Here is a 26,755-nt window from a genome sequence, read left to right as displayed (position 1 = left end):
TCATTTTTATACTTTAAAAACATCAACATTTCTTTGATTTACCTTTTCAGAAATGACAACTCCATCTTTCATCAAAATTGTTTTTTGGGAAAAAGACGCATCGTACTCAGAATGTGTAACCATCAGGATCGTTGCTCCGTTGGAATGTAGATCAGTGAGCAATTCCATAACTTCATTTCCGTTTTTGCTGTCTAGATTTCCTGTAGGTTCATCGGCAAGGATGATTTTCGGATCGTTAATTAAAGCTCTTGCCACGGCCACACGTTGTTGTTGTCCTCCGGAAAGCTGTTGTGGATAATGTTTTAATCGGTGTGAAATCCCTAATTTATCGGCAATTGCTTCTACTTTTTTCTTTCTGTCTGAAGAAGGAACTTTGTTATAAATCAATGGCAATTCGATATTATCATAAACCGATAATTCGTCTATCAAATTGAAATTCTGAAAAATAAAACCAATATTTTCTTTTCTGGCTTTCGATTTTCCTTTTTCTTTCAATCCAATCATTTCCTGATTTAACAATTGATAACTTCCACTGGAAGCGCTGTCGAGCAATCCAACAATATTTAATAAAGTGGATTTTCCGCTTCCCGAAGGCCCCATGATGGACACAAAATCACCTTGATTTATGGTTATAGAAACTTCACTTAATGCTTTCGTTTCTAATTCCTCGGTTCTAAATACTCTTGAAAGATTTTTAATTTGAATCATACTATTGTTCGTTTTTTGATTGATGCTATTTTTATGTTTCCTACTATTTCTTATTCTAAATTTAATATTTCCGCCCGTTTATAATCTTTGTACGATGACGTGATTACTTTTTCGCCAGCTTTCAATCCGCCAAGAACTTCATAATATAGTGGATTTTCTTTCCCAAGTTTGATTGCTCTTCGTTCTCCTTTGCTGCCGTTGACAACAAAAATCCATTTTCCATTGGTTTCTTCATAAAAACTTCCTTTGGAAAGCACTACTGTTTTTGTTTTTTCTGACAAATTTAATTTAACCCCAAAACTCAATCCCTGTTGTAAATTCAAACTTTCTGAGGAAGTGAAATTCAATTCGACCACAAATCGTCCATTTTTTATTTCGGGAATGACTCTCGTAATCTGAACACGGATTGGTTTTCCATTAAAATCAACTGTTCCTTTTTGGCCATCAGTGATTTTGTTCAAATAAAACTCATCCACATCGGCAAGCAATTTATAGCCTTTCATTACATCAATTGTCCCAATACTTAGTCCCTGAATGTATGTTTTCCCCAGGATCGGTTCAAAAGAAGAAAGTCTTCCTGAAAGCGGGGCTGAGATTAAAAAATGCTGCTTGTTTGTTCTCAAAATCCCCAAACTTTTATCCATGAAAGCGATAGATTGATTCAGTTGTCCAATTTGGATTTGATTCGCCCGTTTCTCTTTGGTAACACTTTCCTTAATGATTTTCATTCTTTCTTTCTGGAAACGTAAATTTTCTACTGTTTTTTCCCATTCATTTATAGAAAGGATTTCTTGCTCAAATAATTTCTTATTTAAATCGTATAAATTTTTAGAATCCAAATAATCGTGCTCTATTGCAATTAAATCTTTGGCCAAATTCAACTCCTGGTTTCTTAAATCGAGTTTTGATTTGTTCAGATTATTGATTTGTTCGATAATGGCAGTTTCTTGTTGCATATAATTCAATTCGGTATTGGGATTGTAAAGTCGGGCCAAAGCTTGTCCTTTTTTTACCATCGCCCCATTTTCAACATAAATTTCCTGAACAGCGCCACCTTCGGTAATATTAATCAAAATAGAATTCAATGGCGTTACTTTTGCCTGGAACACGATAAAATCTTCAAAAAAATTATTTTCGACTGTTTTAATAGTAATTTCTGCTCTTTTGACATTCAGGCTCCTTTTTTTAGTCACTGAAGAATAAACCAAAAAACCAAAAACCAAAAAAAGTGGCAATGCGATGAATACATACTTATTTTTATTATTTTTACGAGGAAGGATGGTGTCCATTGTTGTTATTTTCAGGTGTATAAAGCAATTTCGTGCCAAAATTTTAAACCTTGCAATCACCTCATTTTTAAATATTTTACTTTTAATACAAATTTCACGTGTTCAGTATTGAACACTTTTTGTCCAAAAATGAACAGTTAATGAAAAAGACAAACGCAAGCATTTTAGTGATTGACGATCAGGAAGACATCCTTTTTGCTGCTAAGATGCTGCTTAAAAAACATTTTGAGAACATTTATACACTCACTAATCCAAAAAATGTGGTTGAATTATTGTCAAAAAGCACCATTGATGTGGTTTTACTCGACATGAATTACAGAATAGGTTTCGAGGACGGAAGAGAAGGTTTGTATCTGTTAAAGGAAATAAAAACGCTTTCGCCAAAAACCATTGTTATTTTAATGACCGCTTTTGGTAAAGTAGAAACAGCTGTTGAAGGATTAAAATCAGGGGCTTTTGATTATATTTTAAAGCCTTGGGACAACGAAAAATTGCTTAATATTGTTAGACAAGCTGTTAGTAAATCACGCAAAGAACAAAAGAAACTAATTGATGTTGCCACTACTGACGATTTCTTTATTGGTAATTCAGAGGCTATAAAAAAGACTTATTTACTGGCTGATAAAGTCGCAATAACAGAAGCCAATGTTTTAATCCTTGGAGAAAATGGTACCGGTAAATTTGTTTTGGCACATCACATCTATCTGCAGTCCGAAAGAAAAAATAATGCTTTTATTCCCGTTGATTTGGGTTCCTTGAATGCCAATATTTTTGAAAGCGAACTATTTGGTTACGCCAAAGGAGCTTTTACCGATGCCAAAACAGATACTCCGGGACGTTTTGAATTGGCTGAAAATGGAACTATATTTTTAGATGAAATAGGAAATGTTCCTTTGTATCTGCAGGCTAAACTCTTGCAGGTTATCCAAACCAAAACAATAACCCGATTGGGCGAATCCAAAGCCAGACATTTGAATGTTCGCATTATTACCGCCACCAACTTAAATTTAAAGCAAGAAGTCGCAGACAAAAATTTCAGAGAGGATTTATATTATCGCATCAACACCATGGAAATTGTTTTGCCTCCATTGCGGGAACGCAACGAAGATAAAATTCCTTTGGCTCACTATCTCTTGCAAAAAATGATGGCTAAGTACGGACGAGATGAAATCGCTTTTGATGAAAAATCATTGGAACAAATCGAAAAACATGCTTGGAACGGAAACATCAGAGAATTGGAAAACAGAATAGAACGCGCCGTGATTCTTTGCGAGAACAATCATATTAAGGTTTCCGACTTAGATTTAGAACAAATAACAACTTACGAGGATAATCCAGACGATATTCAGCTGTCGGCTATCGAAAAATCAGCCGTCGAAAAGATGCTATTGAAAAACAATAACAATATCAGTAAAACGGCAGAGGAATTGGGATTGTCAAGAGGTGCTTTATACCGAAGAATTGAAAAATATAACATCAGCACCAACTAATATGTTTACATCCTGGAAAATATACCATCTCCTTTTTATAAGATTGCTACTTATTCTTTTAACTACCGGAATTTCCTTCTTTCTTTTTCAAAAAGGATTGGTTTTCACGGCCGTATTTGGTGTCCTTATGATTTTTATACTGCTCGTTGAAATGTATTTTTATGTGAAGCAGGCCTTTTTACTTTTCGACAGAACGATTACTTCTATTTTGCAAAATGATTTCACCTCCGATTTTTCAAAGCATAAATCGTATGAAAATTATTCCAACTTATTCAAATTGTATGAAAATCTAAAAAACAAACAAAACGAAGAAGTTTCAAAAGACATTATTTACCGTTCTATTTTGAACAATATTGAAACTGGAATTATTATCCTGCAAAAACAGGAAACCGATTGGAATATATTTTTGATGAATGATTATTTTTCCAAACATTTTAACGTTCCAAAAGTTTCCAAATGGAAATATCTGAAAAATCAGTTGCCTTCTTTGTGTGAAGTTATCGAGGAGCAAGATTTTCAGGAAATTAAAACGTCATTAGAGATCCGTGTGAATCAACAAGACAGACAAACATTTGTGCTGCAGACTTCGAGGAGTGAAATTTACAATCAGGATTATTTTATCGTTTTGCTGGATTCGATTCAAAATGTAATCGAGAAAAAAGAGAAAGAAGCTTGGGTCAATCTGATGAAGGTTATTTCTCATGAATTGTTGAATTCGATTACTCCCATTCGGTCACTTTCTCAGAATCTACAGGATTTAGTTCAGCAGGAAACCATTTCAACGGAAGACTTGGACGATATGAAAAGTAGTGTTGCCACGATGTTAAGGCGGAGCGACCATCTACAGCAATTTGTTGAAAGTTACCGCAAACTGGCCATGCTGCCTTCTCCCAAAAAAGAAAAAACAGAATTGTTGAAAATGGTTGAAAACAGTTTCCAAATTATGGCTCCAATTTTCAAAATAAAACAAATAGAAGTCATAAACACGATTGCTTTCGACCACAGGCTAAATGTTGACATGCAACAAATGGAACATGTATTGATTAATCTTTTGACGAATTGTATTTACGCCCTGGCAGATACAGAAAAAAAGCGGATTATTATTTCGGCAGAAGTTAAAGAAAAAAGAATTTTTATTAAGATTACCGATAACGGAAAAGGCATTGAAAAAGAAATAGAAAGCAAAATATTCTTACCTTTTTTTACCACTCGTAACGAAGGAGCCGGAATAGGTTTGACTTTATCTAAAAGTATAGTCGAAGCGCACGGAGGGTATCTGGCATATCAAAATGAAGGTGAAGAAACAGCTTTTGTCATTTGTCTAGTTGATAATTAAATTTCTGTTTTGGAAAAATGCTAAAAAAAGGAAGAAAATGTAGGATATAAAAACCATCATTTCTATTGGATTATGTCTCACCTTACACGATTCGAACCTATAATTGTTAGTAATCAATGGTGTTGAGGGATTTATAAAATATCAGTCAATTTTTCGAACCATAAAAAAAACCTCCAAAATCAAATGACTTTGAAGGTTTGCAAATTATGGTGGGCAATGAGGGGTTCGAACCCCCGACCCCCTCGGTGTAAACGAGGTGCTCTGAACCAGCTGAGCTAATTGCCCTAGTACACTTTAGATTTTGAAATCTTTATTGCGAGTGCAAATATACTGCTAGAAATCGTATCTGCAAGCAAAAAAGTAAAAAAAATCAATAAAATAGTGACTCTATTTTCTTTCGTGCTCTATAATAGCACTTTATCTTTGTAATGAAATACTAGTATTTTTTTGTATTCATTCGCTATAGTCTTACATTTGCGACATAAACAATAGATAATGGCTAGGTTCAAAGAAAACGATTTACCAAAATCAAAAATTACTGCAAGTTCACTCCAAAAAGCAACTGTAATATTTCAATATGCAGGAAATCACCGTTGGAAATTTTATGTAGGATTAGTTTTTTTATTATTCACTGGAGCGACTGCTCTTGCTTTTCCTAAGTTGATGGGAATGCTTATTGATTGTGTGAAAAACAAAGATAATGCTCAAGCTAACATGATTGCGGGTGGTTTAATTGTAATCTTATTTCTTCAGTCCATTTTTTCGTTTTTTAGATTGTATTTATTTGTCAATTTTACTGAGAATACTTTAGCTAATCTGCGATTATCACTGTACAGCAATTTGGTAAAACTACCTATGTCTTTCTTCTCGCAAAAGCGTGTTGGCGAATTAAATAGTAGAATCAGTTCAGATATTACCCAGATACAAGATACTTTAACATCTACTATAGCCGAATTCTTAAGACAATTCATTTTAATTATTGGAGGCGTTCTTTTGTTGGCCAATGAAAGCATCAAATTGACATTATTGATGTTGTCCGTAGTGCCGCTAGTGGCTGTTGCTGCGGTTATTTTTGGGCGATTTATCAGGAAATATTCAAAAAATGTTCAAGATAAAGTGGCCGAAAGTCAGGTAATTGTTGAAGAAACAATGCAAGGCATCAGTATTGTTAAGGCTTTTGCCAATGAGTGGTATGAAATTGCCCGTTACAACGGGAAAATAAAAGAAGTGGTTGCAATTGCCATCAAAGGCGGAAAATACAGAGGGTACTTTGCTTCATTTATTATTTTCTGTCTTTTTGGAGCTATTGTTGCCGTAGTTTGGTTTGGTGTCCGACTGAGTATTAGTGGAGAAATGAGCGTAGGCCAATTGATTTCGTTTGTGTTGTATTCTACATTTGTAGGTGCTTCTTTTGGCGGAATTGCGGAACTATATGCCCAAATCCAAAAAGCGATTGGCGCAACCGAACGTGTTTTTGAATTATTAGATGAAACTCCTGAAAAAATTAATTCGGTGCGTGATCCGGCTGCAATTGAAAAAATAAAAGGCAATGTCACTTTCAAGAATGTAGCGTTCAGTTACCATTCCAGAAAAGAAATTAAAGTATTAAAAGACGTTAGTTTTACCGCTAATTTTGGTCAAAAAATTGCTATTGTCGGACCAAGCGGAACCGGAAAATCTACTATTGCTTCCCTATTATTGCGTTTTTATACTATTGATGAAGGAGAAATATTGGTTGACGGAAAAAATATTTATGATTTTGATTTAGAAAGTCTTCGTGGAAACATGAGTATTGTGCCGCAAGACGTAATATTATTTGGAGGAACAATCAAAGAGAATATTGCTTACGGAAATCCCAATGCTACCGAAGAAGAAATTGTTACTGCTTCAAAACAAGCCAATGCCTATAATTTTATCGAAAGTTTCCCTGAAAAATTTGAAACAATTGTGGGAGAAAGAGGTATTAAACTTTCCGGCGGACAACGACAACGTATTGCCATAGCCCGAGCATTATTGAAAAATCCAAGTATTTTAATTCTGGATGAAGCCACATCATCATTAGACAGCGAAAGTGAAAAACTAGTTCAGGAAGCCTTAGAGATTTTAATGCAAGGAAGAACTAGTATTATAATAGCGCACCGCCTATCGACGATTCGCAGTGCGGATCAAATTTTGGTTTTGGATAAAGGAAAAATCACGGAACAAGGAACACATCAGGAACTAATCGCTCTAGAAAATGGGATTTATAAAAATTTAAGTAATTTACAATTCAGCAATTTTTAGATTTCATAAATAATTTGAGATAAAAAAACTCCATTCAGCTTATTGAATGGAGTTTTTTTATGGACTTAAATGTTACTGAATACTAAAAACTGAACACTGCGGACTTTATTTCCCTTTTCTTCGGTTGCGTTCTGCTTTTATCATTTCTAATTCACGACTCGTTTGTCCCGCTACGGAAGTATTTTCTTCCGCACGACGAATTAAGTACGGCATCACATCTTTAACTGGACCAAAAGGCAAATATTTAGCAACATTATAGCCATTAGCGGCCATATTGTAGCTGATGTTATCGCTCATACCATACAATTGTCCAAACCAGATTCTGTCATCATTAGTTTTTATTCCTTTCTCCTCCATTAATTCCATTAGCGCATAAGTGCTGGACTCATTATGGGTACCTGCAAAAATTGACATCGTATCTAAATGCTCAATCATATAACCAACAGTTGTATCATAATTTTCATCCGTAGCTTCTTTAGACGCACATATAGGTGATGGATATCCTTTTTCTTCGGCACGAACAATTTCCTTTTCCATGTACGCACCACGAACCAATTTCATTCCGATAAAAAAACCTTCTTTTATAGCCTGTTCATGTAATTTTTTCAAGTAATCCAAACGATCCCAACGGTACATTTGCAATGTATTGAAAACAATGGCTTTTTCTTTATTGTATTTGCGCATCATTTCGGTCACTAAATCATCAGCCGCATCCTGCATCCAGCTTTCTTCGCCATCAATCAAAAGAGCTACATTTTTAGAATGGGCATCTTTACAAACCAAATCAAAACGGGCTACCACTCTATCCCATTCTGCTTGTTCTTCTGGAGTTAATGATTGTTTTTCGCCTAATTTCTCATACAATTCAAAACGTCCAAAACCGGTTGGTTTAAAAACGGCAAAGGGAATGGCTTGGCGTTCTTTGGCAAATTCAATAGTTTTTAAAGTCATTTCAAGCGCGGCATCAAATTGATCTTCGGCTTCTTTTCCTTCTACAGAATAATCCAAAACAGAGGAAACGCCTTTGGTATACATTTTATCTACCACCGAAAGACAGTCCACTTCATTTATCCCACCACAAAAATGGTCAAAAACCGTAGCGCGAATCAAACCTTCAACAGGAAGATTGGCTTTAAGGGCAAAATTTGTAACTGCAGTTCCAATACGTACCAGAGGCTGATTAGCAATCATTTTGAAAAGAAAATAAGCTCTGTCAAGTTCCGTATCACTTTTTAATGAAAAGGCAACTTGAGTATTATTGAATATTTTTTCCATTATTTGTTAGATTTTTGTACAAATATAGACAGAGTTTTGAATATTATTTAGCAAAAAATGCCTTATTTTGCGGTTCCAATTAATCCATACAGATGCAATCAATTCAAGCCAACAGTTACCCGATACATTTCAACGAAAAAGGATATGAAGCAATAAATCTTCATTTAAAAGAAAATAAATACTCTAACCTATTTATTATTGTTGACAGCAATACTAATGAGTTTTGCCTGCCCCATTTTCTCCCTGTTCTGGAAACTGATCTTACTATTGAAATTATTGAATTTGATTCTGGCGAAGAAAATAAAAATATTGAGACTTGCGTCCAAATTTGGAAAGTACTCACGGAACTTGGGGCTGACAGAAAAAGCCTTATCATTAACTTAGGCGGTGGCGTTGTCACTGATTTAGGTGGTTTTGTAGCATCAACCTTCAAGCGCGGTGTTGATTTTATTCACGTTCCAACCACTTTACTCGCAATGGTTGATGCTTCTGTAGGTGGCAAAAACGGAGTAGATTTAGGAAATTTAAAAAACCAAATCGGCGTTATTAATGTACCTCAAATGGTGCTTATTGATACTCAATATTTAGAAACAGTGCCACAAAACGAAATGCGTTCCGGTCTTGCCGAAATGCTGAAACACGGTTTGATCTATGATAAAGAATATTGGGAACAATTTTTAGATTTAAAGACCATAGATTTTGCGGATTTTGATGTATTAATTTACCGTTCAGTCGAGATAAAAAATGAAATTGTACTGCAAGATCCTACCGAAAAAAATATCCGAAAAGCGTTGAATTTTGGTCACACACTGGGTCATGCCATTGAAAGTTATTTTTTGGAAAATGATAACAAAACAACTTTATTACACGGTGAAGCCATAGCCGTTGGGATGATATTAGAGAGTTACCTTTCACTACATAAAAAACTGATCAATATAGAAGAATATTCTCAGATAAAATCCAGTATAAAGGCTATCTATACCGACATCGTTTTTGAAGAAAATGATATCAAACCAATCTTAGAATTACTGATTCACGACAAAAAAAACGAATATGGAAACATCCAGTTCGCATTGATAGAAGGTATCGGAAAAATAAAAATCAATCAAATGGTTGAAAATGAATTAATTCTTAAAGCCTTTCAGGATTATAAATCTTAATTATTTTTTATAAAAAGGATTGCATTGCGTATATAATATTTTTTACATTTGCAGTAATGAAAAAAAGTCAAAACAAACAAAATTATAGTTGTAATAAAACCCGAAACAATATCTCTTTTCTAAGAATATTGAAGCGTTTTTATTCAATCAAAGGAAACTTTAGTTTTGATGTTTTTCAATACATGAAAGCAGATCACGAAAAACTTCAGATTATCTATGCAAATATTCGGGTTTGAATTATAGGTTTCTTTATTTTACAATACTTTAATCTATAAATTTATGACATCTAATGAATACAAAATATTCTGATTTAATCAATCAAACTTACTATTTTCCACAGGAAGAATTTACTTTAAACAAAGACAACCTTCAGTTTCATAATATCGATTTAATGAAATTGGTAGAACAATATGGCACTCCATTAAAATTCACCTACTTACCTCAAATTTCCAACAACATAAACAAAGCCAAAAGCTGGTTTCGTAAATCGATGGAGAAAAACAAATACGAGGCAAAATATTATTACTGCTATTGTACTAAAAGTTCTCATTTTGAATTTGTAATGAATGAAGCCTTTAAAAATAACATCCATATTGAAACGTCATCTGCTTTTGATATCAATATTGTTGAGAACTTACTGGCAAACGAAAAAATTAATAAAAGCACCTATGTGATATGCAATGGCTTTAAGAGAGATCAGTACATTGAAAATATAGCCCGCATAATAAATAATGGTCATAAAAATGCAATTCCAATTATTGATAATTATGAAGAGCTTGATCTTTTACAAGAGCAAATAAAAGGGAAATTCAAAATCGGAATTCGTATTGCTGCTGAAGAAGAACCTAAATTTGAGTTTTACACGTCAAGATTAGGCATAGGGTATAAAAACATTGTCAATTTTTACAAAAAACAAATTCAGGAAAATAAAAAATTGGAACTAAAAATGTTGCACTTTTTTATCAATACAGGAATAAATGATAATGCCTATTACTGGAATGAATTAGTAAAATGTATCAAAGTTTATATTGCATTAAAAAAAGAGTGCCCTACACTTGATGGACTCAATATTGGCGGTGGTTTTCCGATCAAAAATTCATTAGCATTCGAGTACGATTATCAATATATGATTGACGAAATTATCAATCAAATCAAAATTGCCTGCGATGAAGCCGAGGTTGACGTTCCAAATATTTTCACTGAATTCGGTTCCTTCACAGTAGGAGAAAGTGGCGGTGCAATATACCAGATATTGTATCAAAAACAACAAAATGACAGAGAAAAGTGGAACATGATTGATTCCTCTTTCATTACAACGCTACCGGACACTTGGGCTATAAACAAACGTTTTATCATGCTGGCTGTGAATCGCTGGAATGAAACTTACGAAAGAGTTTTATTAGGAGGAATGACATGCGACAGTGATGATTATTACAACTCCGAGCAAAATATGAACGCGATCTATCTCCCCAAATACAACAAAGAAAAACCGTTATACATCGGATTTTTTAATACTGGGGCCTATCAGGAAACGATTGGCGGATACGGTGGCTTGCATCACTGTTTGATTCCGCAACCCAAACATATATTAATAGACAGAGACGAAAATGGTATTTTAGCCACTGAGGTTTTCTCCGAACAACAAACCTCTGACGATGTTTTGAAAATATTAGGGTACGACAAAAAATAAACAACAATTATTCAATATAAAAATTCGTTAAATTTGAAATACTAATTTTAACAAATTGATTTCTAAGTATTTAAATAAAAAAAAATGAGCAAAGGACCAATCAGTCAGTTTATAGAAAAGCATTATTTGCATTTCAACTCTGCATCTTTAGTTGACGCCGCTAAGGCATATGAACAACAATTAGCCAATGGTGCAAAAATGATGGTGAGCATGGCTGGAGCTATGAGTACTGCCGAGATTGGTAAGATTTTTTCTGAAATTATTCGTCAGGACAAAGTGCATATTATTTCGTGTACTGGTGCAAATCTCGAAGAAGACGTGATGAATCTAGTCGCTCATTCTCATTATGAAAGAGTTCCTAATTACCGAGATTTGACTCCGCAGGACGAATGGGATTTATTAGAAAGAGGATTAAATCGAGTAACGGATACTTGTATACCGGAGCATGAAGCTTTCCGTCGTTTGCAAAAACACATTTACAAAATATGGAAAGATGCGGATGATAAAGGCGAAAGATATTTTCCGCATGAGTTTATGTACAAAATGTTGCTTTCAGGTGTTCTTGAAGAATACTATGAAATTGACCTAAAAGACAGCTGGATGTATGCAGCCGCTGAGAAAAATTTACCTATCATTGTACCGGGATGGGAAGACAGTACCATGGGAAATATATTTGCATCCTATGTAATAAAAGGAGATTTAAAAGCTTCAACAATGAAATCTGGTATCGAATATATGGTATTCTTGTCTGATTGGTATCCTAAAAACAGTACAAATGGAGTAGGTTTCTTTCAAATTGGTGGCGGTATTGCTGGAGACTTTCCAATATGTGTAGTACCAATGTTATACCAAGATATGGAAATGCACGACATTCCTTTCTGGAGTTATTTCTGTCAGATTTCAGATTCAACAACCAGTTACGGTTCGTATTCTGGGGCGGTGCCAAATGAAAAAATTACTTGGGGTAAATTAGATATAAAAACCCCCAAATTCATTATTGAATCCGATGCTACCATTGTAGCGCCTTTAATTTTCGCTTATTTATTAGATTTATAGAATATTTTATGAAAAGAGTAATTGTTGATTACGCCAAACTTACCAATGAAATTTTAAACCTATTGGTTGATAAATTTCCAGATGGTTATGATGATTCAAATATTATTAGTTTTAGAAACGCTAAAAATGAATTAGTTGAAGCAGTTGAAGTACGAACTGAAGATACCATTTATTTAGTAAAAGTGAGCACAAAACTGGCTGATAGAATTGAAAATTATGATGAAGATGATGAAATAATCATCGATGACGTTGTTGAACCAATTAAAGGACTTGATTTAGAGGATGATATGGATGATGATGACGAGGATGATGCTAATGACACCCCAGATGCTGATTCAGGAGGTGATGAAGATGGAGATGATGGAGATGATGAAGATGCTGACGAAAAAGATTTTTCAGATGATGACGATGACAATGAAGAGGATTAATTAATCCCTTCTCAAATATATTTATTAAAAGGAACTCATTCACGAGTTCCTTTTTTTATAACTTTAGACTTCTAAATATACGCCAAAATGACTAATCAAATTTTATATGCCAAACTCAAAGAAAACTTTGGTTTTGAAAAATTTCGCCCAAACCAGGAAGAGATAATAAATTGTGTACTTTCCGGACAGGATACATTGGCAATTATGCCTACAGGTGGAGGAAAATCAATTTGTTTTCAATTGCCCGCATTGGTTTTTCCGGGAATTACAATCGTAATTTCTCCACTGATTGCTTTGATGAAAGATCAGGTCGATAGTCTGAAAGCAAATGGTATTGAAGCCTGTTTCATTAACAGTAGCCAAACTGAAAATGAACGTCAGTTTTATATCGAAAGGTTAAAATTGAATGTAATTAAATTAGTGTATATCGCTCCGGAAAGCCTGTCGTTTCTGGATAATCTTTTCAATAGTTTGACCATAAGTTTAATTGCTATTGATGAAGCACATTGCATTTCAGCTTGGGGACATGATTTTCGTCCTGCATATACTAATTTAGGATACCTCAAAAAGCGCTTTCCTTCTACTCCAATATTAGCTTTAACTGCAACGGCTGATAAGGCTACACGAAAAGATATTAGCCAACAATTAAATTTGATAACTCCAAAAATATTTGTTGCTTCTTTTGATCGAAAAAATTTAAGTTTAGAAGTGCGTCCCGCTTTGGACAGAGTCAAACAAATTACAGATTTCATCCTAGAAAAGCCCAATGAATCGGGAATTATCTACTGTTTAAGCAGAAAAACAACCGAAGAATTGGCTGAAAAACTACAAAAAACAGGCGTGAATGCCAAAGCGTATCACGCAGGTTTAGACACGAAAATTCGTTCTAAAACACAGGATGAATTTATCAATGATGATTGCCAGGTGGTTTGCGCTACCATTGCTTTTGGAATGGGAATTGATAAATCCAATGTGCGCTGGGTCATTCATTATAACTTACCTAAAAATATTGAAGGCTATTATCAGGAAATTGGTCGTGCCGGTCGCGATGGATTACCCTCAGAAACGGTATTATTCGAAAGTTATGGCGATCTGATTCAGTTGCAAAAATTTGCCTCTCAAGGTTTGAATACTGAAGTGCAACTCGCCAAATTAGAACGGATGAAACAATATGCCGATGCATTGAGTTGTCGAAGAAAAATATTGCTTTCCTATTTTGGCGAACTTGTTACAGAGAATTGTGGAAACTGTGATATTTGTAAAAATCCACCACTTTTTTTTGATGGAACGGTCATCGCTCAAAAAGCTTTATCGGCAATTATTCGGTTGAAGGAAATAGAACCATTACCAGTAATCATTGACTTTTTACGCGGTTCAAAAAATGCTTATATTTATGAAAAGGGATACCAAAACCTGAAAACATACAGTGTTGGTGCTAATTTATCATGGTATGACTGGAATCAATATTTGATACAATTGATCAATTTGGGCTATTGTGAAATTGCTTTTCACCAGCAAAACAAAATCAAATTGACAGCCTTTGCAAAAAAAGTATTATTTGAAGGTGAGAAAGTACAACTGACCACAGTTCAAAAAATCAATATCGACAAGCAAGAAATTAAACAAAGCAAATCCGTTGCAAATTCACTTTTTGAAACCTTACGAAAATTACGTTATGAAATTTCTAAGGAAGAATCTGTTCCGGCTTATGTTATTTTCAGTGATGCGACTTTACGCCAAATGGAAATTGAAAGACCGATGAGCGAAACAGAATTATTGGCAATTGACGGCGTTGGTAAAGCAAAACTAGAAAAATATGGCGATGCTTTTATAAAAGTTATCCAAGATTTCCAGAAAGCAAAAGGCGCTAAAAAGAAAAAAGAAGCCACAACCTACAAAGAAACATTAGAACTTTATACTACCGGATTCTCTGTAGAGGAAATTGCCCAAAAAAGAAAATTAGGATTAAGTACAATTATGTCCCATTTAGCTAAACTGTATGTTGATGGTGCGGACATCGATTTAAGACCATTTATATCTGATGCAGAAGTTTCTCAAATTGCTGAAGCGCAAATAAAACTGGAATCACCAAATGCCTTAAAACCTTATTTTGATTATTTTGAAGAAAAAATAGAGTATGGAAAAATCCGGTTGGCATTGGCCATACTCGAAAAAGAAAAAGCAGTTCTTTAAATTTTACTATGATACATTCCTTTCCGCCTTTTATAAATTCTGAAACTGAAATTTTGATTTTGGGAACTATGCCAGGTATCGCGTCATTAGAAAAGCAGGAATATTATGCACACCAAAGAAATCATTTCTGGAAAATTATGTACACGCTGTTAAATAATTTGCCAATAGATCAAATCTTCGGAGAGAAGATTAAATTACTTCAAGAAAATAAAATTGGATTATGGGATGTTTTAGAAAATTGCGAAAGAAAAGGAAGCTTGGATATTCACGTCAAAAACCAAAAAGAAAATGATTTTGAAACCTTATTTAAAGAATTCCCAGGAATTAATAAAATCATTTTTAACGGAAAAGAAAGTCATAAATATTTTATGAAAAAATTTGGACAAATAAAAGGCATCACGTATCATGTGATGCCTTCCACCAGTCCTGCAAATACCATGTCATTTGAAAACAAGTTGGAAATCTGGTCAACTTGTTTCGAATAAATTATAAATACCTTTCCTGAAAAACTTTTTGATGGTGTTTTTGATGTCCAATCATAATAAAACCAATGGCCCGAACCGATACTGTAGCATTCGAAGCGGTTCCGATTCTCTTTAATTGTTCTTCAGATAAACTTTTAAAAAGAAACAAATTCGAATGTCGCACAGCTGAAAATTCAGTCAGTAAATCCTGAATACTTCTATTGGCAGCTTCAGTATTATTTACATAATCATTTTCATCAAAACCAGGCAAAGCTGTTTGGTCATTTCTGGAAATGCGCAACGCACGATAGGCAAATATGCGCTCCGTATCAATTACATGCTGAATAATTTCCTTGATATTCCACTTCCCTTGCTCATATCTATAATCAAATTTATCCATTGGGATATTTTGTACGAAACGGATAAAATCATGCAAGGAAATTTCTAATTCTTCCATCAAAGTTACGTCTCCCAAAGCATTTAAATACGGAGAATAAAAAGAGGCATATTCGTTTGTGGGCAATTGTGATAATTTCATTTTTTATTGTTTAAGCAGAGTTTCTACTGGCATTAGTATTTCCAAAAAGAGAACGAGTTACAATTTTTTCATATACTTTTATCAAACTTTCGTCGGGAATGTTTTCTTTATTTAATTCATTGATACGCAATAAAGCATATTGTTGTATTGTTAACAATGGCAATACTATACGTTCTCTAATTTGTATAGATGCTTTACCATCAGGATAATTTTCCATAAGCTCTTTATGACCTGCAATTTTCAAAAGTAATCTTTTTGTTTCTAAAAATTCATCATAAATAATTTGCCAAAATGTTCCAAATTCGGGATCTTTCCTCATGTAAGCAGTCAAAGGGAAAAATGATTTGGCCAATGACATCATACTATTTTCTAACAAGGTTTTAACGAACAACGAATTATCATATAAATCCTGAACTTTATCCCACTGATCAGTATCTTCAAAATGTTTTAGCGCCGTACCTACACCAAAAAATCCGGGTACATTTTGCTTCAATTGGCTCCAAGAACCTACAAAAGGAATTGCGCGTAAATCAGCAAAATCTAAATGTTCTGATTTACTCCTCTTAGAAGGGCGGCTTCCAATATTTGTTTTAGCATAATATTTTAGTGTACTCATTTGCTCCAAATAAGGAATAAATTTTGGATGATTTTTAAAGCTTAAATATTTCTCATATCCTAAACCAGCTAATTGATCCATTATGTTTTTTTCGTCCAAAGTCAATTCATTTTGACCTTTGCTGAAAACCTGATTGGTTACTCCGGCACTCAATAAATTTTCTAAATTGTAGCGACAGGAATCCAAAGTCCCAAAATTAGAACTAATCGTTTGACCTTGTACAGTAACCTGAATTTCGTTATTTTCAATATTAGGCCCCAATGAAGCATAGAACTTATGTGTTTTCCCTCCGCCACGCGCTGGTGGACCGCCTCGACCATCAAAGAAAATTACTTTTACACCATATTTTCTGGAAATTGTAGTAAGTTCTTCTTTGGCCTTGTAAATACTCCAATTCGCCATCAAATATCCTCCGTCTTTTGTACCGTCAGAAAAACCAAGCATGATGGTTTGCTTATTATCTCTGTTCGTTAAATGTTTCGCATAACCAGGATTAGTATATAATTTTTCCATGATAGCATGTGCATTTTGCAAATCATTAACCGATTCAAAAAGCGGAATAATATCAACGGGAGGATTTTCCCAATTGCTCAAACGAAACAACGCAAAGGTCTCCATAACATTAAGTGCACTTTCATTATTACTGATAATGTACCGGTTAGCGCCAAATTCTCCGTTTTTTTCCTGAATTGTTTTTATCGTTTGAATGGATTCGATTGTCAAACGCGACATTTCATTTGAAAACACAGTAGCATCAAGATTCCCACTTACATTTCCTAAAATCGTAAATTTCTCCTGTTCTGTTAATTCAAAATAATTTTTCGGAAAAACAGAGGGATTTGTTTTTAAATAAAAATCCACTATATCTTTAAACACAGCATCATGAATTTTACTGTTCTGACGTATGTCTAATGACGCAAAATGAAATCCAAATAAATTCACTTTTATTAAAAGTGCGTCCAATTCATCCAAATATAACGATTGATGCTGGTCGATAATTATTTGTTTAATTTTATTTAATTGTGATTTGAATTCATCTAAAGTAATGAAAATTTCTCCTGTAGAATAAAACACAGATCTATAAAGTTTTTGTTCCAGTTCAGTCACTAAAGTATTTACTCCTGAAAAGGTTAGCTTTCTTTTTAAATTCCTAATTTCGATATAATAACACTTTAAAATGGAGGTTCGCAAACGTTCAGCTACTTTTAACGTTATTTCAGTAGTCACAAATGGATTTCCATCACGGTCGCCGCCTGGCCAAAATCCAAGTTTAATCAAAGGATTCTTTATGGAATTGCCGTTAAAAATGTTTTTTTGCAAATACTGTACGATCTCGCCTGAAGTTTGATAAAAAACATTTTCAAGATACCAGATCAAACTTACTGCTTCGTCAAAAGGATTTGGTTTTTCGTTTTGAATAAAAGGTGTTTTTCCTAATTGAGCCAGTAACTGTTTAATTGCAAGTAAGTTATTTTTCCGAATCGCTTCAGTCAAATCAGTAATTATTCCAAGAACTGCTCCGGGATAAAATTGCGTCGGATGCGCCGTCAAAACTGTCCTTACATTGAAATCCTCCAGAAAAGCAATCAATTCCTCTTCCTTGTCTTTCGCATCTGATTTTTCTTTGATATCTCTCAAAGATCCTCGTCCTTCCATATTATTAACAACCGGAAAAGCAGCATCTTCAATAGCATCAAACAAAACAATTTGGCGTTCGATATATTGAATAAAACGAAACATAATATCAATTTTTTCTGTTTCTGAAGGATCATGTAAATATCTTTTGGCAAAAAAATCAAAAATTTCTTTTGGAGTTTCTTGCTTTTTAAATCCTGTATCACAAATATCTGTAAACAAAGGAAGTAAAGCTCCCGTATTATCTATGGAGTGAAATGGCAATGTTATAAAAACACTATTGTAAATGTGATATTTAGAGAGGACATCTTGATTAAAACGTTCAAGTTTGGGTAGTGTGTACATAATTTTGTTGTAGTTGGTTTAGTTAATTTTTCATAAAAAAACCTCAAGAACTAACTTGAGGTTATATTTATAATATAGTGCATTCAAGAGTAATTACATATTTTTGAAAATAGTATGCATCAAACGCTTCTTATCATTTATACTTTCCTCAAGGGAAATCATTGTTTCGGTTCTATAAACACCATCAATATCATCAATCATAAAGATCACATCTTTTGCATGCTTGGTATCTTTAGCTCTAATTTTACAAAAAATATTAAATTTTCCAGTGGTGACTGAGGCTACAGTTACAAATGGAATTTCATTGATACGCTCTAAAACAAACTTTGTTTGAGACGTATTATTTAGAAAAACACCAACATAAGCAATAAAAGAATAGCCTAATTTATCATAATCAAGCACTAATGAGGATCCCATGATAATACCGGCATCTTCCATTTTTTTTACTCTAACATGCACAGTTCCTGCTGAAATCAATAATTTTTTTGCAATATCCGTAAATGGAACTCTTGTGTTGTCTATCAACATATCTAAAATCTGGTGATCTACTTCATCTAAACGAAACTTACTCATAATTCTTTAATTAATATTATTAATTACTATAACAAAGTATAAAAATATACATAAAAACAACAAAAAGACGTAAATATTATATTTTTATCATTCCGTTAACAAATTTCATGTTATTATCTAAATAAAAATCAGCTTTTTGATTTAATTTAGGAATATCATTATAACCATCTTTGTATAAAGCTCCTTTAGCATCATATTCGAAATGACCAAAATAATCCTCTAAATCGCCTATTTGTGAAACATAGGCATTAAAACAGACCTGATTTTCAATTAACTCTTCTCTGTATTGTGCTGCAAAATTGGTGATAATTTCGATACCATCATAATTTATTTTGATGTTTTTATACATAAAATCATAAAAAACGACTTTATTCTGAGAAATACTCAAATATTTGTCAATTCCATTATCAACTATAACGTTTTCGGAGAGTATCCTAAAACTTGAAATTAAACTCATAAAAACGTATTTTCGTGTTTCTTCCCTTTGATAATCATTCTCAAAATGACCCGCTTCAAACAATAAAGTGGGCACTCCTAAAAACTGAAACGTGTCTCCAATGCAATTTATATTAAACGAATCATCAAAACGCCCAATCTGATTGGGAAGATAACGCTGTAGATCCTCATTTATTCCGGCAATCAAGTTGATCGCTTTCAACCTAGATTCATTTATATCTCGATTTTCATTATAGGAAGGTGCTAAAAAAGATACTGTTGCAGGTTTTCCGGTATCATCTACACCAAAAATAGTACGCTGATCATGCAGGTTAAAACAATAATCAGGCTCAAAGGAATCAAAAGCTGCCCTTAACAGCTTGCTTTCTGGTTGTGTCAGCGCTTGCGAATCGCGATTTAAATCAACTTTATTGGCGTTTTCTCTTGTGTATAATGTTGCACCGTCAGGATTCAACATCGGAATGGTGTAAAAAGTAAAGAAGTCTAATAATTGGTGTGCTAATGCAGAACCACTATGCAGTACATTAAAAAAATCGAATAGCGCTTTTGTAGTTGTACTTTCATTTCCGTGCATTTGGGACCACAGAAAAATTTTCGTTTTTCCTTTTCCAATTTCATACGAATAAATAGATTTTCCAAGAACTGATTTTCCTATAATTTGAAGTTGATTGTTAGTGTTTAATTTTTGCAACAAAGGCTCGATTGATGTTAAAGTGACGTACCGTCCACGAACGGATTCTTCCTTAAACTGATCGAATAATTCTTCTAAATTCATACCATTTTATTTGATTTACAAAAGTAAACATCTTTGTATTTACATTTGTAAACATTTAAAACAAAGCATATTTCAATACTGTAAACACTTTTCGCCAGTTAAGCCAGTTAGGAAATTCGGTAAATGTTAACAATTGTTACTAATTTATTTTATAATACTTAAAATATATATTATCAATTATTTGAGTGTATTTATTAATAGTTTAACTTTAGTTATTTGCACTTTTTAAATACATTTTACAACTTTAATTTTGATACGTAAGCTTCTTTTGATTACATTTGTAACTAGTTAATTTTTACATTAATTTACAATGGTAAACATAGAAGACTTTATAAAAAGGTTAGAGATTATACTGGACTACTACAATTTAAATGCCTCTTCTTTTGCTGATAAAATTGGTGTCCAACGCTCCAGCCTGTCTCACCTGCTTTCTGGGAGAAACAAACCAAGCTTGGATTTTATACTTAAAATTTTAGATGTTTTTCCTGATGTTGATTTGTATTGGATTCTGAATGGAAAAGGAACCCTTCCAAAAAACGCAGAAGAGTTTAACACTAGAGAAAGAATTATTAATCAGGTCCCTGAACAAAATATTCCTGCTCCGGCCAGTGATCATATAATCCCTGAGAATTTATTTTCTGAACTAAAAAATACTGTTTTGATTCCTGCATTGGAAACTAAAAAAAGTGATCCAATAAATAGTCCTGGTGAATCTGTTGCTTCTGAAATTGACACCATTGTTATCTTTTATAAAAATGGCTCTTTCAAGAGTTATGTTCCAAATTAAATAAATAACCCCAATTCTTATTTTAGAATTGGGGTTATCGATTAAAAAAGCATTTTTGAAAACAAAAATCTATCTTCTTAAGACAAAAATTGACGTTACACCCGCTTCCGCTCTCGCATTTACGGGAGCAAAATCACCCGAAGCAACAGGAAAACTATACGTTAGCACTTGTCCTCCTGCATTTAATCTTTCAGCAACATATATGTTTTTTGTAACACTGTCATAAGCCACATCCACAGGATTGCCTAAAAGTGAATTAGAACCATAAATCCGTACTTGATTCGTTACTGCAATTGTTCCCGCAGCAGCAGTTGAAGCGAAAACAGTTGAGAAATTTTTAATTATAATTAGTCCACCATCAGTGGCCGAAGCGGCACTGGCAACATCTGTTAAAATCATAACATCATCTGCTGGAGAATATGTAATCCCATGAGTACGAATCAACCCTGCAATAGTCACACGCTTAGTTGCCGTAATTGTACCCGAAACAGTAGTCATAAAATTTTTGAACTGTACAAGATCACCAGTCAGATCCGCTACTGCATACAAATCAGCACCATCGATGTGTATTCCCCAAAGTTTAAATGTAGTAGTAAAGGTTTTTATCAAAGAAAAGCCTGTGGTACTTTTTTGATAAACAAAAAGCTTGTTGATTAGGCCATTAGATGCCAATTGGTCTTGGGCTACTACAACTAAGTTACCTGAAACAGCGGTTTCTCTGGCATTTGTAAATTCCCCAGTTGCACTGCTTAATGCAACAGTTAAACTAGTTGATCCGGCTGTAAATGCTGTTTTTATTCCGGAATAGGTTTCTAATTGATTGTTGGTTCTTGAAGCGATAGTGACTGCATCGGTTTCGGCATCGTATGAAACTCCTTCAGCATCCAAAGAAGCAATGGCAAACGATTTGACCATTGGTGATGTAGCTAATAAATTGGTCAGCGTAATTTTCCCAGAGGTATTGCTGGATGTCACCAAATTTAATTCTGCCGGGCTAGTATCAGAGTCATTATTATCGCATGAAGCGAAAAATAAAACTAAAAATGTGGTACTAATAACTAAATGTTTCATGTTGTATGTTTTAGAGTTTTAATACACTTACGAGAAATCAATTATATTGGTTTTAACATTTTTAAGTTTTTTTTAAGAGTTATTCAAATGAGTATCCTAGTTCTGGAATTTTACCCTTTACTCCAATAAAATGTTTTTTCAAAACGGTTATATCAGCCTCAATATCTCCCGAAGGAAAAACAGGTTTTCCTAAATTAATTTCTTTTTTTCCAAAATCAAATGCAATAGGAATTACAGGAACCTTTGCTTTTAAAGCGATATAATAAAATCCTGTTTTAAGTTCGCTAATTTTTTTACGGGTTCCTTCCGGAGCTACTGCCAGACGAAAAACCTTTTTTCTTTGAAAAATAGCCGCAATAGTATCCACTTTATTCAACCCTCCTGTCCTATCAAGCGGTTCTCCACCCATGTATCGAAAATAAAATCCCAAAGGAAAACGGAATAACTCCTTTTTGCCTACCCAATTCATTTGTAAACCGGTTATTCCTCTGATAAAAATCCCTAAATAAAAATCATGAGCGCTGGTGTGTGGCAGAACCATCATGACACATTTCGTGATATTGGGATCAATACTACCCACTACTTTCCAACTCATTAGTCTGGTAAATATCCATTTGTATAATTTTTTCTTCATTCTTGCTTGCTTTCGTACAAAATAAATAATTAATATCTTATTTTTGGGTAAAACAGTGACTAATGCTAAAAAAAATATTCAGCTACATAATTCCTTTAACTATTTATCAAACCAAATCTGCTTTGAGCAAATCGATTGAGGTGACTTGGACAAATGGGGAACTGGTCATGGATTCGCAAAGCACAAATTATTCCTATGGCAGTTTGCAACGGATTCTGAGGTTAGGCTTAAAAAACATTGGATACAAAAAAATTATGTCCATGGAGCATGTTTTAGTTTTAGGCGTTGCAGGTGGAAGTGTCATCAAAACATTGGTGGAAGAAATAAAATACAAAGGAAAAATTACCGGTGTTGAAATTGATCCTGAAATAATTACAATAGCCAATGCTTATTTTGACTTGAATAAAACAAAAAATCTTACAATTGTAATTGAGGATGCTTTTGTATTTGTGTTAAAAACCCCTACTAAATACGATTTGATTATCATTGATATTTTTCAGGACACTACAATGCCTAATTTCTTATTTGAACCTTTTTTTACCAATAGGGTCTGCTCGCTTTTAAAAAGTCATGGTTTTATTCTTTTTAATACGATGTTATTAGATGAGAATCAAAATCAAAGAAATAAAAAATATGTGACCGAATTTTACAAAAATCAATTTAAAATTAGAACTATTCCAAGAGTTGAAGTGCATAACGAACTTATTGTTATCGAGAAAATTGCCTAATTAAAAGGATTTTTTAGCTTTCAATTTTCAACATTTTCCTTGCTTTTTCTAGATCTTCTGGGGTATCAATACCAATACCAATATGAGTGGTTTCAATCATTTTGATGCGTTTCCCAAATTCAAGATAACGCAATTGCTCCAGTTTTTCAGATGCTTCCAATGATTGCATGGGCAAACTATAAAAATCCAATAACGCCTGTTTTCTAAATGCATAAACACCAATATGTTGCAGGTACCGTACGCCTACACTTTTGTCTCTAGGATATGGAATAACGGATCGCGAGAAGTATAATGCAAATTCGTTTTGATCCACTACAACTTTTACATTATTGGGATTATTAATATCGGTTTCATTTGTGATTTCGCGCATCAACGAAGCTAAATCTACTTTTTTATCCAAATCATTTCTAAAAACTTCAATCACTTTAGCTAAAGGTTCCGCATCAATAAAAGGTTCATCTCCTTGTACATTAACTACAATATCAACATCAAGATTTTCTATTGCTTCTGCAATTCGATCACTTCCGGATTCGTGTTCTTTGATGCTTCGAATAACGTTTCCTCCGTGAGTACGTATTTCGTCATAAATTAAATCGGAATCAGTTACTACAAATACAGCATCAAATAATTTAGTATTTACAGCTGCTTCATAAGTTCTTAAGATTACCGTTTTACCGCCTAAATCCTGCATCAGTTTAGCAGGAAATCGTGTAGAGGCGTATCGCGCGGGAATGACTGCTATTATTTTCATTTTTTTGTTTTTGTTTTTTTATTTGCGTTTAAAACTTTCATAACCACTACAGCTAGGCTCTTTATAGTATAAAACTACTCCATTATCCTAATCCAGTCTTGCTAACAGGCTACTAAGTTAGTCTGTTTTTATGAATTAGGAAAACGGTACTACAATCTCAGTGCTTAATTGTAGTGTGTTCTTTTTCAATAAACAACTAATCTTTTCCTCTTAAATCTCCAATTTTTAAAGCATTTTATTCTGAAATTGGGTGTTTTATCACAATAAAAAAATTTAAAATAATTACATTATAAACGGAATCTAAATCTGAAATTTAAGTGAATCTTAAAATTAAAGTGCACTAATAAACTCTATATTTGTTCAAAAAAATCTATGGAGGTTATAAAAAAAGTTTCGCCATTCTTATATTTAGTGGCGTTTTACGTTAGTATAAGTTTTATTTTAAGAATTATACTTTTTTTTCATCCCATCACACAAGCCTCATTTACTTGGATTGATACGTTAAACTTATTTATATTTGGATTTTTATCTGATTTTTTTGTTTTTGTTTTGGTCAGTGGCTTTTTGTGGCTCTATCTTATTTTGATCTCCAACACAAAATACTTTAAACCTTACGGGTACATTATTTTTGGATTATTAGTAGCCTTATTACTTTATGTATCATTTGGAAACACGATACTCAACGAATATGGCAGTGCTTTGCCAAAAATTGCAACAGCTTTTATTTCCATAAAAGCAATTTTATTTGGATTATTACTTTTTTTACCAAAATACCGAAACCAAATCAGGTACTGGTTATTTTCCTTCGTCATCTTCTTGTATGTTGTTTTAATTTTACAAAATGGAATCAGTGAATACTTTTTTTGGAATGAATTTGGGGTCAAATACAATTTTATCGCAGTAAATTATCTAGTGTACACTAATGAAGTGATAGGTAATATTATGCAGTCTTATCCTGTGATTCCCTTATTTTCTGCACTATTTATTTGTGCAGGATTAGTCACTTATTTTATTGTAAAGAAATCAAAAAACTATATTGAAAGCATTCCCTCTTTTGTACAAAAAATCAAAATTTCAGGAATTTACCTGCTTTTCTTCGCACTTTCATTATTGGCAATTCCCGCTTTATCGACTAAAGAAAATTCTCAAAATATGTTTGCCAATGAATTGCAAGCCAATGGGCTCTATAAATTTTATGTTGCATTTATGAAAAGTGAATTGGATTATTTTAAATTCTATAGAACAGTTCCTAACAGTGAAGCCTTTGCCCAATTAAAACAACAAATTTCTTCTATTTCAGGAGAATCAACTTGGAGAAAAATAAAGAATGAAGCTCCCGAGAATCATAAAAATGTAGTTTTGATCACTATTGAAAGTTACAGTGCGGAGTTTATGAAAATGTATGGAAACGAGAAGAATATCACTCCGTTTTTAGACAGTCTGGCCACTAAAAGTTTAGTATTTACAAATCTCTATGCCGTGGGAAACAGAACAGTTCGCGGTCTTGAAGCTGTTACTTTGTGTTTTCCCCCTACTCCCGGCGAAAGTGTTATAAAAAGGAAAGACAATAAAAATAAATTCTCTACCGGAACGCTCTTTAAACAAAAAGGCTATACTGTAAAATTCATGTATGGCGGCGATTCCTTTTTTGATAATATGGGCGATTTCTTTTCAGGAAATGGATATGAAATTGTGGACAAAAAAACATTTGAACCCAACGAAATCACCTTTGCTAATATTTGGGGCGTTTGCGATGAGGATATGTATAACAAAGCGATCAAGGAAATGAACAAAGAAGCAGCCGCAAATAAACCGTTTTTTAATCACATTATGACCGTGAGCAATCACAGACCATTTACTTATCCAAATGGGAAAATTGACATTCCCGGAGATGCAAAATCTCGTGACGGCGGTGTAAAATACACAGATTATTCCCTAAAAAAATTCTTTGAAATGGCCAAAAGACAACCATGGTTTACCAATACCGTTTTTGTTATTATTGCCGATCATTGTGCTTCGAGTGCAGGAAAAACAGAACTTCCGGCAGATAAATACAGAATTCCAGCAATGATTTACAGTCCAGAATTAGTTGAACCAAGAAAATACACTAATCTCATGTCACAAATTGATATTATGCCAACAGTTTTTGGGTTATTAAATTTTGATTACCAAAGTAAATTCTTTGGTCAGAATGTTTTAAAACCGGACTATAAACCAAGAGCTTTGATAGCTACTTATCAGGATTTAGGATTGATTAAAGACAATGTGTTGACAATTATTTCACCCAAAAAAACCGTCAAACAATTTCGATTAACTTTGAAACCCAATCAAAAAGTAGCTTCTGATTTTCAAATATTTTATGATCAAATACCGCTCACAAAAGAAAGAACGGATTTAGTAAACGAAACGATTTCGTATTATCAAACTGCCTCGGATATGTTGAAAAAAAAGAAATATCAAAAAATTAATTAGCA

Annotated in this window: 22 protein-coding genes and 1 tRNA gene; 12 read left to right on the top strand and 11 right to left on the bottom strand. The window is 33.4% G+C overall.

Annotated features, from left to right (window positions below; genetic code table 11):
* Positions 1 to 6: 6 nt before the first annotated feature.
* Complete coding sequence (locus EKM02_RS00815; RefSeq protein ID WP_126451580.1) at positions 7 to 708, bottom strand: ABC transporter ATP-binding protein; 702 nt, start codon at positions 706 to 708, stop codon at positions 7 to 9.
* A gap of 50 nt (positions 709 to 758) precedes the next feature.
* Positions 759 to 1,997 carry an efflux RND transporter periplasmic adaptor subunit gene (locus EKM02_RS00810; RefSeq protein WP_126451579.1) on the bottom strand — a complete coding sequence of 413 codons (1,239 nt, stop codon included), beginning with the start codon at positions 1,995 to 1,997 and terminating at the stop codon, positions 759 to 761.
* A 140-nt stretch (positions 1,998 to 2,137) separates the two neighbouring features.
* On the opposite strand from EKM02_RS00810, the gene EKM02_RS00805 reads away from it, so the two are divergent.
* Both EKM02_RS00805 and EKM02_RS00800 read left to right on the top strand, forming a co-directional pair.
* The gene (locus EKM02_RS00805) at positions 2,138 to 3,487 is read left to right on the top strand and encodes a sigma-54-dependent transcriptional regulator (protein WP_126451578.1); all 1,350 of its coding nucleotides are present in this window, start codon (positions 2,138 to 2,140) and stop codon (positions 3,485 to 3,487) included.
* Positions 3,459 to 4,823 (top strand): HAMP domain-containing sensor histidine kinase, encoded by a 1,365-nt coding sequence (locus EKM02_RS00800; RefSeq protein ID WP_317124968.1) that lies wholly within the window; start codon positions 3,459 to 3,461, stop codon positions 4,821 to 4,823. Before EKM02_RS00805 ends, EKM02_RS00800 begins: the two co-directional genes overlap by 29 nt.
* A 207-nt stretch (positions 4,824 to 5,030) precedes the next feature.
* Here EKM02_RS00800 and EKM02_RS00795 read toward each other — a convergent pair.
* Positions 5,031 to 5,108 (bottom strand) — tRNA-Val (locus EKM02_RS00795).
* A gap of 210 nt (positions 5,109 to 5,318) precedes the next feature.
* Between EKM02_RS00795 and EKM02_RS00790 the strand changes: the two genes are divergently transcribed.
* Positions 5,319 to 7,106 carry an ABC transporter ATP-binding protein gene (locus EKM02_RS00790; protein WP_126451577.1) on the top strand — a complete coding sequence of 596 codons (1,788 nt, stop codon included), beginning with the start codon at positions 5,319 to 5,321 and terminating at the stop codon, positions 7,104 to 7,106.
* 105 nt (positions 7,107 to 7,211) lie between these two features.
* On the opposite strand, the gene EKM02_RS00785 is transcribed toward EKM02_RS00790, so the two are convergent.
* On the bottom strand, positions 7,212 to 8,381 hold the full coding sequence (locus tag EKM02_RS00785; RefSeq protein WP_126451576.1) for a proline dehydrogenase family protein: 1,170 nt from the start codon (positions 8,379 to 8,381) through the stop codon (positions 7,212 to 7,214).
* Positions 8,382 to 8,473: 92 nt separating this feature from the next.
* On the opposite strand from EKM02_RS00785, the gene aroB reads away from it, so the two are divergent.
* The 6 genes from aroB (at position 8,474) to EKM02_RS00755 (ending at position 15,393) form a co-directional block, all read left to right on the top strand.
* Positions 8,474 to 9,541 carry a 3-dehydroquinate synthase gene (aroB, locus tag EKM02_RS00780; protein ID WP_126451575.1) on the top strand — a complete coding sequence of 356 codons (1,068 nt, stop codon included), beginning with the start codon at positions 8,474 to 8,476 and terminating at the stop codon, positions 9,539 to 9,541.
* Positions 9,542 to 9,830: 289 nt separating this feature from the next.
* A complete protein-coding gene (locus EKM02_RS00775) occupies positions 9,831 to 11,231 on the top strand; it encodes an arginine decarboxylase (protein ID WP_126451574.1) in 1,401 nt (466 codons plus the stop codon).
* A gap of 84 nt (positions 11,232 to 11,315) precedes the next feature.
* On the top strand, positions 11,316 to 12,287 hold the full coding sequence (locus EKM02_RS00770) for a deoxyhypusine synthase family protein (protein WP_126451573.1): 972 nt from the start codon (positions 11,316 to 11,318) through the stop codon (positions 12,285 to 12,287).
* A gap of 8 nt (positions 12,288 to 12,295) precedes the next feature.
* Positions 12,296 to 12,715, top strand: coding sequence for a DNA primase (locus EKM02_RS00765; protein ID WP_126451572.1), 420 nt, complete (start codon positions 12,296 to 12,298; stop codon positions 12,713 to 12,715).
* Positions 12,716 to 12,802: 87 nt separating this feature from the next.
* Positions 12,803 to 14,908 carry a DNA helicase RecQ gene (recQ, locus tag EKM02_RS00760; RefSeq protein WP_126451571.1) on the top strand — a complete coding sequence of 702 codons (2,106 nt, stop codon included), beginning with the start codon at positions 12,803 to 12,805 and terminating at the stop codon, positions 14,906 to 14,908.
* 8 nt (positions 14,909 to 14,916) lie between these two features.
* Positions 14,917 to 15,393 (top strand): DNA-deoxyinosine glycosylase, encoded by a 477-nt coding sequence (locus EKM02_RS00755; RefSeq protein ID WP_126451570.1) that lies wholly within the window; start codon positions 14,917 to 14,919, stop codon positions 15,391 to 15,393.
* 1 nt (position 15,394) lies between these two features.
* Here EKM02_RS00755 and EKM02_RS00750 read toward each other — a convergent pair whose 3' ends face one another.
* From EKM02_RS00750 to EKM02_RS00735, 4 genes are all read right to left on the bottom strand, one after another.
* Positions 15,395 to 15,910, bottom strand: coding sequence for a DinB family protein (locus tag EKM02_RS00750; RefSeq protein ID WP_126451569.1), 516 nt, complete (start codon positions 15,908 to 15,910; stop codon positions 15,395 to 15,397).
* Between the two features lie 10 nt (positions 15,911 to 15,920).
* On the bottom strand, positions 15,921 to 18,506 hold the full coding sequence (locus EKM02_RS00745) for a phosphoenolpyruvate carboxylase (protein ID WP_126451568.1): 2,586 nt from the start codon (positions 18,504 to 18,506) through the stop codon (positions 15,921 to 15,923).
* 93 nt (positions 18,507 to 18,599) lie between these two features.
* On the bottom strand, positions 18,600 to 19,079 hold the full coding sequence (locus EKM02_RS00740) for an Lrp/AsnC family transcriptional regulator (protein ID WP_072943262.1): 480 nt from the start codon (positions 19,077 to 19,079) through the stop codon (positions 18,600 to 18,602).
* 76 nt (positions 19,080 to 19,155) lie between these two features.
* Positions 19,156 to 20,310 (bottom strand): M14 metallopeptidase family protein, encoded by a 1,155-nt coding sequence (locus tag EKM02_RS00735; RefSeq protein ID WP_126451567.1) that lies wholly within the window; start codon positions 20,308 to 20,310, stop codon positions 19,156 to 19,158.
* A 310-nt stretch (positions 20,311 to 20,620) separates the two neighbouring features.
* Here EKM02_RS00735 and EKM02_RS00730 point away from each other — a divergent pair, with 310 nt between their 5' ends.
* Positions 20,621 to 21,097 carry a helix-turn-helix domain-containing protein gene (locus tag EKM02_RS00730; protein ID WP_126451566.1) on the top strand — a complete coding sequence of 159 codons (477 nt, stop codon included), beginning with the start codon at positions 20,621 to 20,623 and terminating at the stop codon, positions 21,095 to 21,097.
* A 69-nt stretch (positions 21,098 to 21,166) separates the two neighbouring features.
* Here EKM02_RS00730 and EKM02_RS00725 read toward each other — a convergent pair whose 3' ends face one another.
* Both EKM02_RS00725 and EKM02_RS00720 read right to left on the bottom strand, forming a co-directional pair.
* Positions 21,167 to 22,168 (bottom strand): hypothetical protein, encoded by a 1,002-nt coding sequence (locus EKM02_RS00725; RefSeq protein WP_126451565.1) that lies wholly within the window; start codon positions 22,166 to 22,168, stop codon positions 21,167 to 21,169.
* A gap of 79 nt (positions 22,169 to 22,247) precedes the next feature.
* The gene (locus tag EKM02_RS00720) at positions 22,248 to 22,802 is read right to left on the bottom strand and encodes a 1-acyl-sn-glycerol-3-phosphate acyltransferase (protein WP_126451564.1); all 555 of its coding nucleotides are present in this window, start codon (positions 22,800 to 22,802) and stop codon (positions 22,248 to 22,250) included.
* A 62-nt stretch (positions 22,803 to 22,864) separates the two neighbouring features.
* Between EKM02_RS00720 and EKM02_RS00715 the strand changes: the two genes are divergently transcribed.
* On the top strand, positions 22,865 to 23,530 hold the full coding sequence (locus EKM02_RS00715; protein WP_126451563.1) for a spermidine synthase: 666 nt from the start codon (positions 22,865 to 22,867) through the stop codon (positions 23,528 to 23,530).
* A 13-nt stretch (positions 23,531 to 23,543) separates the two neighbouring features.
* Here EKM02_RS00715 and kdsB read toward each other — a convergent pair whose 3' ends face one another.
* On the bottom strand, positions 23,544 to 24,281 hold the full coding sequence (kdsB, locus tag EKM02_RS00710) for a 3-deoxy-manno-octulosonate cytidylyltransferase (RefSeq protein WP_126451562.1): 738 nt from the start codon (positions 24,279 to 24,281) through the stop codon (positions 23,544 to 23,546).
* A gap of 372 nt (positions 24,282 to 24,653) precedes the next feature.
* On the opposite strand from kdsB, the gene EKM02_RS00705 reads away from it, so the two are divergent.
* Positions 24,654 to 26,753, top strand: coding sequence for an alkaline phosphatase family protein (locus EKM02_RS00705; protein ID WP_126451561.1), 2,100 nt, complete (start codon positions 24,654 to 24,656; stop codon positions 26,751 to 26,753).
* The last annotated feature ends 2 nt before the right edge of the window (positions 26,754 to 26,755 follow it).

The sequence above is a fragment of the Flavobacterium sp. RSP49 genome (assembly GCF_003968735.1).
Lineage (GTDB): Bacteria > Bacteroidota > Bacteroidia > Flavobacteriales > Flavobacteriaceae > Flavobacterium.
Note: the sequence above shows the minus strand (reverse complement) of the source record. Positions and strands in the feature narration are given on the sequence as shown.